Here is a 10640-nt window from a genome sequence, read left to right as displayed (position 1 = left end):
TCTGTTTCTTTAAATTGCAAAAGAAGAAAGGTTGTCGAATTACATGAGGTTCAGCGTGTTAGTCAAAAATGACGATTATATAGTCACAGATCATGTCCTTCATCAAGTGCACACCGTTCCCGGCGTTACATATTTAGATTTAATTACAAGATTTTTATCTGCAAAAGGGATTAACACTAGAAGCTTTGAAATCAAACATGTATTATTTCAGGAACCGGTTGCAACTTCTGCCCAATTTGATAAAAAAGTTACCTTTCAGTTTACGGAACAAAAGAAAGGATGGCTAGTTGAAACAGTTAGCAGAAAATGGATCGATAGAAATGTTGCAGATCATGAAGTGTCAGTCAATTTGCAGGCGGAAATCACCAGCGGAGGGCAACAGGTAAGCGAAAAAAAAATCCGGCCTGAGGATTTAAAGAAAGGGGCACTCCGAACAACAGATGCTGAAACCGCTTATAGTAATTTGCGGAAAGGCGGCTTAATCCATAAAGAGTTTATGAAACTAGAAGGGACAGTGTATGAAGGGAAAGATTATATTCTGGGAGAGGTCAGTTTAAGCGGACTTGCAAAAGAGTATATTGATGATTTTTATTTGCATCCTGCTTTTCTGGATGGCTCTTTAAGCCTTCTGGGAGTGCTTGCGTCTGCTGAATCGGATGCATTAAACGATGCGTTTATTCCGATTTATATTGAAACTTTTCGTTCTCTGAATAAAACGGGTGAGACTTGTTTTGTTTATATTGATAAAAATAATATCACGCAGCCGTCTTCTAAAGATATTTTATATGCGGACATACAAGTATACAACTCGGATGGTGAACTTGCTTTTTATTATGAGCGGTTCGGTGTGAAAAGAGTTAGGAACGAGGAGTCAATACAAAGGCTGGAATACAAGAGAATAAAAGATGCAGAGGATAGAGACATTAAAATCGTGGATGATTCTCTGGACAAGAGTCTTATTAAACAGGTAGCGGCCATGATTCAAAAGCCCGAAGAATCTGTCAAAACTGATATCACATTTTATGAGCTTGGATTAGACTCTAAACAGTTATTAAACTTGTCTAAAACATTAGAACAACTGTTGCAGACCAAGCTGTATCCAACATTATTATTTGATTACTCTACAATTGGAGAATTAACTGAATACCTGTGTGGGAAATATGGTGACAAAATCATGCCGCCTGCAGTATCTGTTACGAAAACAGATCTCAAAGAAACTTTATCCAATGAGTTGGCGTTTATTATTGCTGATTTAACAAGGACCTCAGCATATGAAGTGAACCAATATCGGTCGTTTTATGAATTGGGTCTTGATTCAAGACAGCTATTGCAGATATCTAAAATGATAGAAGAAAAAATTGGTGCTTCGTTATACCCGACTTTATTATTTGATTATAACAATATTCATGATTTGGCAAGTTATTTAGAAGAAAATTATAAGATGCTAACACAAACGGAAGCGGAAGAAGATAAAAAACAAAGCAAGGAAGCACCTGATGCAGGGCATTTGGAAAATATATATATGCAAAAAGAGTGGATCGAGTCCCCCTTATTATCTGAAGCTGTTTCTAAAGGTAATATCTTAATTTTAGATTTTGAACAATCTATGAGTGATGATATTCAAAAGCATGCAGGCAGTGAAACTGTTATTTATGCACAAGCCGATTCCGAGTATCTTAAAATAAGTGATAGGCATTACAAATTCCATCCTGAAAATCCTGAGCATTACATTAGAATATTAAACGACGTAAAGTTATCAGGACTATTTCCCGCGACAATTATTCACTTTTTGTCAAAAGATACCCAGGATAACAGATTAGATCCGGATTTAACACACAGTTTTTATTCTGTTCTTTATGCAAGTAAAGCTTTACTGAGTCAAAAAATAACCAGCAGATTAAAATTTTTGTACATGTATTGCAAAGATCAATATACGAATCCGTCTTATGCGGCTGTCTCAGGCTTTTTTAAAACTTTGCAAGCAGAGCAGCCGAATATTGAATGCAAAACAATAGAGTTTACAACAAATCAAAACATCCAAATAGCACCTGTGTTACTTGATGAAATAAATGGAGATTTTAATCAAACCGTTAAGTATGAAAACAATAGAAGATTTGTCTCGAAATATAGAGAAGTCCCGTCAGTCACAATGCATAAGACAGAAGCAGCATTAATAAAAAACGGGGTCTACCTTGTAATTGGCGGATTAAGCGGCATTGGCTGGATATTTTCAAAATTTATTTATTCAGATATTCGCGCCAATGTTGTTATTGCTGGCCGGTCAGAACTGACTCTAAAGATGGAAGAAAAATTAGAAAAGATTCGTTCCCGCGGTATAAGAATCACCTATATACAAGCTGACATGACAGTAAAAAAACAAGTAACCCAATTACTCGAAAAAGTCTATTCAGACTTTGCAAAAATTAATGGTGTTTTTTATAGTGCCGGTGTAATCAGAGATTCTTTTATTATGAATAAAACGGACGATGATGTACATTCGGTGCTTCAATCTAAAATAAGCGGAGTCATTCATTTGGACGAGGCACTCGCCGATATGCCTTTAGACTTTTTTGTTTTATTTTCCTCTATTTCCGCGGAAATAGGAAGCTTGGGACAAGCAGATTACGCGTATGCCAATAGTTTTTTAGACAATTTTGCAGAATGGAGAGAATGTATAAGAAAGACAGCAGGAAGACAAGGTAAAACAATCTCTGTAAATTGGCCTTTTTGGAAAAACGGAGGTATGTCAATAGATAATGAAGTACAGAAAATTATGAAAAATAATCTCGGTCTGCATCCGCTAGAAACTTTTTATGGAATAGAAGCTATAAAAAGGTCGCTTGCCCAGACCGGCCATCAAATGATTGTATTATATGGACAAAAAGAAAAAGTAATAACATACTTTCAACCGTTACCTTCCAATTCAGGGGTAGTGCTGGTAAGAGACTCATCGATAGCAGCAGATATAGATGCTTCATCGTACATTCCCGAAAAAACAGGCTCTGCCGTTCAATTACTGGGCACGACAGACAACAGTGATCTTGATAATTATTTAAACTTTTGGAGCAGAATAAAAAAAGGTGTTCCTTCGCAAAATCATCATATAGATGCCGCTAAAAAACTAATCTCATTTTATCAGAACAGGAAAATGGAGACAGTTCATTTTCTGGTAAACACTGCAAATGTTCGAAATATGGAAATAGTGATGAGCGGAAAAGGAGAAACAATTTTACTTATTTGCGGTTTTGCGACGACGGCTTATATGTGGAAAGAGCAAATAAAGGAGTGGGCGAATCATTTTAATGTAATCATCATACACACCCCAGGTTATGGATTGAGTAAAGGAAGTGATGATTTTACATTGAGTGGTTTAAGTAGTGCTTTTATTGAGGTGTTAGAAGAGATAGGGGTAACATGGCCAATTCACATTGCAGCAGCTTCTTGGGGAGGAATGATAGGGCAAAGAATAGCCTATGAATATCCTGAAAAAGTGAAAACACTGACTCTATCAGGCGGTTACACCACCTATAAAGAAGATCCTGACCATAGTGTGGAGGAAAAGCTTAAGGAGGATTTTGCAAACATCGGAAGATTGAATGAATATGAAATGTTATATAGCAATCAATTTTTAAATGCATCTATTGAGCACTTTATGGAGATTGAGAATAGAGAAGGTTATTCTACTATTAGTTTCTTAAAGGAGATTGAAACAAGAACGCTTATACTTACAGGTAAGAATGAAGCAGTTGTTGACCTAGAGGAGACAAACTTGCTTCAGAAATATCTTACAAATGCTGTTTCAAAGGAAATCGAAGGAGCGGGACATCTTCCTAATGTTACACATCCAAGAGAATTTAATAAGACTGTTATTGATTTTATAAAGAATTGAACATATTTATTTAGAAAGTCTAAAATGATAATTCTATAAGGGGAGAAACAACTGTGAAACATACATTGAGTAATCCAGCTTTTGATACCAAGCAAATTGACGCGCTGCGCTGTCACTATCAGACTATGATAGATGATGGAGACTTACAGTGTGCAAGTTACATTATGTCAAGGGGCGGAGATATCTTTGCAGCCGATTCGCTAGGAGAGTTTCTGGGTAAAAAGAATGAGACGAAAAAATTCAAACTTGATTCAATCAGAGAAATTGGTTCGCTAACAAAAGTCTTTACCTCAATTGCTGTTATGCAGCTGGTGGAAAAGGGACTGCTCGACTTAAAAATGCCTATTAAACTATTTCTCTCTGCATTTGATAAACCTGGATTTAACGAAATTAAAATACTTCATCTGCTTACTCATACGGCAGGATTGGCTTTTGATCTGGATCTTCAAAAGGCAAATGGAATTGACTTAACAAATGAGGATGAATGGGTCTCTTATCTGGTCAATACGCCTCTAGAGTACAAAGTTGATGAGGCTTGGAATTATTCCAGAACTGGATTTGTTATTTTAGGAATAATCATATCAAAAGTAACCGGAATGTCTTACGAAGAGTATGTGACAAAGCATATTATTAAAGCGCTTGGAATGGATAGAACATTTTTTAATGTCCCTAACGCTTTAAAATCTGAAGTTTGTATTATTAATAATAACGAAAGTGAGCAGCTGGTTGAAGAACGACACTCTTACTTTCCGAATAAAGCCACTACAGGGCTGTATTCAACATTGAAAGACATTTGGAAGCTGGCCGAAATGTTTAGAAATAAAGGCCGGTTTAAAGAGAAGAAACTACTTGGTAAAAAAACAGTCGAGTCTATGTTGCGAAATCAAATAAAGGAGGGACTTCCATTTTACTTCTTCGGAGCTCCGAGAGAAAAAGGGGATTTTGGTTTAGGAATCAATCTATGGCCTGCCGGGGAACATTATTTTATGAGTGAAGGAACCTTTTCACATCTCGGAATGGGGTGGTGCGGTCTTTTTTCAGATCCAGCAGAAGAGTTTACGTATGTGTTTTTCACGCCGATTTCAGAGTTTAATCCTCATGCTGTTTTAACTCCGCTGAACATTGTGTGGGCTGGCATTGAATAAACGGATAACAGATTAAAATTAGTAAAAGTAATTTTGGGTTCCGCCTGCCAAGCAGGCGGAACCCAAAAATACCTCCTCTTTATTCCCACTGCGTTTACTTCCCCGACACTATACGGTTTGTAAAAGTTCATTAAAAAACTTATTTTATTTTTTTTCATTTTTTTAACTGTATTACAACATTCTGTTTTTATAATACAGTTTTTCATCTTTTATAGTACAGTTTTTTTTATACTTTCCCTATTTTCAAAGCGGTTTCAATTTTAGTTTATAAATAATTGACGGCTCTGTGGAATTGCTGTAAACTATGTTTGTTGATTATTGTACTAATAAAAAAACTTTTTTTATTAGTACAGTTTAGACGTCATTATCTTTGCTTATTTTTTGTGATTTTCTGAATGATTAATTTTAGAATTGCAGAGCATGATAAGACTGTTTTTAATACGGATTATGAACGGTATCCAACTCCGTTTAAACAAAAGAAGAGGTGGTTTAAAAGATGGCTGCAAAGACAAAAACTTCAATTGTTGATAGCAAAAAACAATTTGACGCTATTAATAAGCAGTTTGAAACGTTTCGAATTTTAAATGCTGAAGGGGAAGTCGTAAATAAAGAGGCAATGCCCGATCTTTCAGACGATCAACTAAAAGAATTAATGAGAAGAATGGTATACATCCGCATTTTAGACCAGCGTTCGATTTCTCTATCACGACAAGGACGTTTAGGTTTCTACGCGCCTACAGCGGGTCAAGAGGCTTCTCAAATTGCATCACACTTTGCCCTTGAGCAGGAAGACTTTATTCTACCTGGTTATCGTGATGTCCCTCAGCTGATTTGGCACGGACTTCCTTTATACCAAGCGTTCCTATTCTCAAGAGGTCACTTTAAAGGCAATCAAATGCCTGAGGGAGTAAATGCGTTATCACCTCAAATTATCATCGGCGCACAAATCATTCAAACAGCAGGTGTAGCTTTAGGACTTAAAAAGCGAGGTAAAAAATCGGTAGCGATCACTTATACAGGAGACGGCGGAGCTTCACAAGGTGACTTTTATGAAGGGATGAACTTTGCCGGAGCATATAAAGCGCCAGCGATTTTCGTCGTGCAAAACAACCGATATGCGATTTCAACGCCTGTAGAAAAGCAATCATCAGCGCAGACAATTGCCCAAAAAGCAGTTGCAGCCGGTATTACAGGTGTTCAAGTTGATGGAATGGACGCCCTTGCTGTTTACGCTGCAACAGCAGAAGCACGCCAACGTGCAATTAACGGCGAAGGCCCGACCTTGATTGAAACTCTTACATTCCGTTACGGGCCACATACAATGTCTGGAGACGATCCGACTAAGTATCGTACAAAAGAAATAGAAAACGAATGGGAACTAAAAGACCCGCTCGTACGCTTCCGCAAGTTCTTAGAGAATAAAGGACTATGGTCTGAAGAAGATGAGAATAAAGTCATCGAACAGGCTAAAGAAGAAATCAAACAGGCCATCAAAAAAGCTGATAGCGAACCAAAACCAAAAGTAACAGAGTTAATCGAGAATATGTTCGATGAGCCGACATTTAACTTAAAAGAACAATTTGAAATTTACAAAGAGAAGGAGTCGAAATAAGCCATGGCGCAAATGACAATGATTCAAGCGATCACTGATGCGTTACGCACAGAACTGAAGAACAATGAAAACGTTCTGCTTTTTGGAGAGGATGTAGGCGTTGCAGGGGGCGTTTTCCGGGCAACTGAAGGCCTTCAAAAAGAATTCGGTGAGGATCGCGTATTTGATACGCCGCTTGCAGAGTCTGGAATTGGCGGGCTTGCTCTCGGCTTAGGTTTGCAGGATTACCGTCCTGTTATGGAGATCCAATTCTTTGGATTCGTTTATGAGGTAATGGATTCTATTTCTGGACAAATGGCCCGTCTTCGTTACCGTTCTGGCGGACGCTGGACTTCACCTGTAACAATTCGTTCTCCGTTCGGCGGCGGTGTTCATACTCCTGAGCTTCATGCTGATAGCTTAGAAGGCCTTATTGCACAGCAGCCTGGTATCAAAGTTGTCATTCCGTCAACTCCTTACGATGCCAAAGGACTTTTAATTTCTGCAATCAGAGACAATGATCCTGTTGTTTTCTTAGAGCACATGAAGCTTTACCGTTCTTTCCGTCAGGAAGTTCCTGAAGAAGAATATACAATTGAGCTTGGCAAAGCTGACGTGAAACGTGAAGGTACTGACCTTTCAATCATCACTTACGGCGCTATGGTTCATGAATCATTAAAAGCTGCTGAGGAACTTGAGAAAGACGGCGTTTCTGCTGAGGTAATTGATCTTCGTACTGTCAGTCCGCTTGATATCGATACAATCATCGCATCTGTAGAAAAAACAGGCCGCGCGATTGTTGTTCAAGAGGCGCAAAAACAAGCTGGTGTTGCTGCTAATGTGGTTGCAGAAATTAATGACCGTGCGATCTTGAGCTTGGAAGCACCTGTACTTCGCGTGGCTGCGCCTGATACTGTATTTCCTTTCTCCCAAGCAGAGAGCGTATGGCTTCCAAACCATAAAGACGTTCTTGAAACAGCAAGAAAAGTACTTGAATTTTAATCAAACTGCATAATTCAGAGGGAAGATGCCGTTTTCCCTCCATTATATTTCTGTTTTCAATGCTTACGATGTAAACTTTAAAATTGCTTAATCAAACTAGGAGGTCGAGAACTGTGGCATTTGAATTTAAACTTCCAGATATCGGGGAAGGTATCCACGAAGGCGAAATCGTAAAATGGTTTGTCAAGCCTAACGATGAGGTAGACGAGGATGATGTACTGGCTGAAGTCCAAAATGATAAAGCAGTAGTAGAAATTCCTTCACCTGTTAAAGGAAAAGTATTAGAATTAAAAGTTGAAGAGGGAACGGTTGCAACTGTTGGACAAACGATCATTACGTTTGATGCACCTGGTTACGAAGACCTTCAATTTAAAGGCAGCGAAGAGTCAGGTGATGCGAAAACTGAAGCCCAAGTTCAGTCAACAGCAGAAGCTGGACAAGACGTTGCGAAAGAAGAGCAAGCTCAAGAGCCTGCAAAAGCAACTGGCGCAGGACAGCAGGATCAAGCTGAAGTTGACCCGAACAAACGCGTGATCGCTATGCCTTCTGTACGTAAATATGCTCGTGAAAAAGGCGTAGACATCCGTAAAGTTACTGGTTCAGGGAACAACGGACGTGTTGTAAAAGAAGATATCGACAGCTTTGTAAACGGAGGAGCGCAAGAAGCTGCGCCGCAAGAAACAGCTGCACCACAAGAAACAGCTGCTAAACCGGCTGCTGCACCAGCTCCAGAGGGCGAATTCCCAGAAACACGCGAAAAAATGAGCGGTATCCGTAAAGCAATTGCGAAAGCGATGGTTAACTCTAAACACACAGCTCCTCACGTAACGTTAATGGACGAAGTGGACGTAACAAACCTTGTTGCACATCGTAAACAGTTCAAACAGGTTGCTGCTGATCAAGGAATCAAGCTGACTTACTTGCCTTACGTTGTAAAAGCTCTTACATCTGCACTGAAAAAATTCCCTGTTTTAAACACGTCAATTGACGATAAAACAGAAGAAGTGGTCCAAAAACATTACTTCAACATTGGTATCGCTGCTGACACTGAAAAAGGCCTGCTTGTACCGGTTGTGAAAAATGCAGATCGTAAATCTGTCTTTGAAATTTCTGATGAGATCAATGGCCTTGCAACAAAAGCTCGTGAAGGCAAGCTTGCTCCAGCTGAAATGAAAGGCGCATCTTGCACAATTACAAACATCGGTTCTGCCGGCGGACAATGGTTCACTCCGGTTATCAACCATCCAGAAGTTGCGATTCTTGGTATCGGACGCATTGCAGAAAAAGCGATTGTTCGTGATGGCGAAATCGTAGCAGCTCCAGTCTTAGCTCTTTCTCTCAGCTTCGACCACCGTATGATCGACGGAGCAACTGCGCAAAATGCATTAAATCACATCAAGCGTTTACTGAACGATCCACAATTAATTTTAATGGAGGCGTAATGTTATGGTAGTAGGAGATTTCCCTATTGAAACAGATACTCTTGTAATTGGTGCGGGACCTGGCGGCTATGTAGCTGCCATCCGCGCTGCACAGCTTGGACAAAAAGTAACAGTCGTTGAAAAAGCAACTCTTGGAGGCGTTTGTCTAAACGTTGGATGTATCCCTTCAAAAGCGCTGATCAATGCAGGCCACCGTTATGAGAATGCAAAGCATTCTGACGACATGGGGATCACTGCTGAGAACGTATCAGTTGATTTCACAAAAGTTCAAGAATGGAAAACTTCTGTTGTAAACAAGCTTACTGGCGGTGTTGCAGGTCTTCTTAAAGGGAACAAAGTAGATGTTGTAAAAGGTGAAGCTTACTTTGTAGACAGCAATTCAGTTCGTGTTATGGATGAGAACTCTGCTCAAACATACACGTTCAAAAATGCAATTATTGCAACTGGTTCTCGTCCTATCGAATTGCCAAACTTCAAATATACTGAGCGTGTCCTAAATTCAACAGGCGCTTTGGCTCTTAAAGAAATTCCTAAAAAGCTCGTTGTTATCGGCGGCGGCTACATCGGAACTGAGCTTGGAACTGCATATGCTAACTTCGGCACTGAGCTTGTTATTCTTGAAGGCGGAGATGAAATTCTTCCTGGCTTCGAAAAACAAATGAGTTCTCTTGTTACACGCAGACTGAAGAAAAAAGGCAACGTTGAAATCCATACAAATGCGATGGCTAAAGGCGTTGAAGAAAGACCAGACGGCGTAACAGTTACTTTTGAAGTAAAAGGCGAAGAAAAAACTGTTGATGCTGATTACGTACTGATTACAGTAGGACGCCGTCCAAACACTGATGAGCTTGGTCTTGAGCAAGTCGGTATTGAAATGACGGACCGCGGTGTTGTGAAAACTGACAAACAGTGCCGCACAAACGTACCTAACATTTATGCAATCGGTGATATCATCGAAGGACCGCCGCTTGCTCACAAAGCATCTTACGAAGGTAAAATCGCTGCAGAAGCTATCGCTGGAGAGCCTGCAGAAATCGATTACCTTGGAATTCCTGCGGTTGTCTTCTCTGAGCCTGAACTTGCATCAGTTGGTTACACTGAAGCGCAGGCGAAAGAAGAAGGTCTTGACATTGTTGCTGCTAAATTCCCATTTGCAGCAAACGGCCGTGCACTTTCTCTTAACGAAACAGACGGCTTCATGAAGCTGATCACTCGTAAAGAGGATGGTCTTGTGATCGGTGCGCAAATCGCCGGCGCAAGTGCTTCTGATATGATTTCTGAATTAAGCTTAGCGATCGAAGGCGGCATGACTGCCGAAGATATCGCGATGACAATTCACGCTCACCCAACATTGGGCGAAATCACAATGGAAGCAGCTGAAGTGGCAATCGGAAGCCCGATTCACATCGTAAAATAATGCTCATATCAAAAACAGCCCTCGCTTAAGGGACTGACCCCCGTTTTTGAGACAGGGATCAAAACACCTTTTAAACAGCCAATTGCCGATAGTTTATCGGTGATTGGTTGTTTAGTTTCGTTTGAATACGAATATTGTTATAATAATGAATGTA

Annotated in this window: 7 protein-coding genes; 6 read left to right on the top strand and 1 reads right to left on the bottom strand. The window is 39.7% G+C overall.

Translation table 11 applies throughout. The features are described from left to right. Nucleotides 1–55 precede the first annotated feature (55 nt). The 6 genes from AC0C66_RS12135 to lpdA all read left to right on the top strand — a co-directional run bounded on the left by AC0C66_RS12135 (nt 56) and on the right by lpdA (nt 10486). Entirely contained in the window at nt 56–3889 is a 3834-nt protein-coding gene (locus tag AC0C66_RS12135) for an alpha/beta fold hydrolase (protein WP_240510015.1), read from the top strand. Between the two features lie 53 nt (nt 3890–3942). Next, the gene (locus AC0C66_RS12130; RefSeq protein WP_072183629.1) at nt 3943–5034 is read left to right on the top strand and encodes a serine hydrolase domain-containing protein; all 1092 of its coding nucleotides are present in this window, start codon (nt 3943–3945) and stop codon (nt 5032–5034) included. Between the two features lie 496 nt (nt 5035–5530). Next, nucleotides 5531–6646 (top strand): pyruvate dehydrogenase (acetyl-transferring) E1 component subunit alpha, encoded by a 1116-nt coding sequence (pdhA, locus tag AC0C66_RS12125; RefSeq protein ID WP_072183596.1) that lies wholly within the window; start codon nt 5531–5533, stop codon nt 6644–6646. A gap of 3 nt (nt 6647–6649) precedes the next feature. Beyond that, nucleotides 6650–7627, top strand: a complete 978-nt coding sequence (gene pdhB, locus AC0C66_RS12120; RefSeq protein ID WP_072183597.1) for a pyruvate dehydrogenase complex E1 component subunit beta — start codon at nt 6650–6652, stop codon at nt 7625–7627. Between the two features lie 113 nt (nt 7628–7740). Then, on the top strand, nt 7741–9069 hold the full coding sequence (gene pdhC, locus AC0C66_RS12115) for a pyruvate dehydrogenase complex dihydrolipoyllysine-residue acetyltransferase (RefSeq protein WP_072183598.1): 1329 nt from the start codon (nt 7741–7743) through the stop codon (nt 9067–9069). 4 nt (nt 9070–9073) lie between these two features. Continuing rightward, complete coding sequence (gene lpdA / locus AC0C66_RS12110) at nt 9074–10486, top strand: dihydrolipoyl dehydrogenase (RefSeq protein WP_014113661.1); 1413 nt, start codon at nt 9074–9076, stop codon at nt 10484–10486. 70 nt (nt 10487–10556) lie between these two features. Here the strand turns inward: lpdA and AC0C66_RS12105 are convergent. Beyond that, nucleotides 10557–10640: IS3 family transposase (locus AC0C66_RS12105; protein ID WP_131121716.1), on the bottom strand; the 84-nt coding region annotated here is incomplete at its 5' end.

Source organism: Bacillus sp. VA13 (assembly GCF_055710085.1).
This window is presented reverse-complemented; position numbering and strand designations above follow the sequence as displayed.